2 protein-coding genes are annotated in these 863 nt (G+C 65.8%); both read left to right on the top strand.

The window, feature by feature from the left end:
• Window positions 1-60 precede the first annotated feature (60 nt).
• Window positions 61-378 (top strand): hypothetical protein, encoded by a 318-nt coding sequence (locus MOV74_RS39250; protein ID WP_018321617.1) that lies wholly within the window; start codon window positions 61-63, stop codon window positions 376-378.
• 138 nt (window positions 379-516) lie between these two features.
• The coding region (locus tag MOV74_RS39245) for a response regulator (RefSeq protein ID WP_246932985.1) at window positions 517-863 on the top strand (347 nt) is incomplete at its 3' end.

Here is an 863-nt window from a genome sequence, read left to right as displayed (position 1 = left end):
CGCCAAGCCGGCTCTCGCCGGCGCCGCACCGCGCATCGCGGTCATGGCAGGACGCTAGGCATGGCCGAGGATGGCAAGGGCACGGAACGCGTGACGTTCAGTCGCGGCTATGACGTCTGCATCATGGCCATCGACGGCACCTGGCGCCGCGACTGCAAGCTCAACGCGATCTCCGACACCGACGCCATCCTGACGGTGGAAGGCTCGATCCAAGGCTTGAACCTGAAAGAGTTCTTCCTGCTGTTGTCGTCAACGGGCCTCGCCTACCGCCGCTGCGAGCTGGTCCGCGTCAACGGCGCCGAAATGGACATCCAGTTCCTGCGCGGCAAGAACAGGAAGAAGCGCGGCGCGGCCGGCGGCCGTGACGAAGCGGCCTGATCGGCGTGGCAGCCGCCGCGCTGTCCGCCAGGTTGCTTTATATTTGCTGAAACATCCGAGCGAATTTGCCTTGGCCGCTTTACGTCGCTTAAGCGCGAGCCGTGTATCCATCGACGGTCTCAATCTCAGGATACGGAAATGCCCAGAAGTTCCCTTTCCCCCATCTCGTCAAACCTGCCCGATGGCGCCGAACGGCGTGCGCTTCAGCTCCTGGTGGTCGATGACGACGCCACGCAGCGCAGCCTGATCACGGTCGCCGCCAAGCAGGCCGGCCACGAAGTCACCGTGGCGCCGTCGGTGGCGGACGCGATCGAGAAGCTCCGTGCCGCCCGCTTCGATTGTGTGACGCTCGATCTCGTGCTGGAGGATGGCGACGGCATCGACGTGCTGCGCGAGATGGCGGCGGCGAAGTTCGGCGGCGCCGTGATCGTCATCAGCGGCATGGACGGCAAGCGCCGCAGCGCCGCCCGCAGCTTCGCCCGGTC

Source organism: Bradyrhizobium sp. SHOUNA76, from assembly GCF_023006445.1.
Lineage (GTDB): Bacteria > Pseudomonadota > Alphaproteobacteria > Rhizobiales > Xanthobacteraceae > Bradyrhizobium.
The sequence above is the reverse complement of the archived record's forward strand: the minus strand, read 5'-3'. Positions and strand labels throughout refer to the sequence as shown.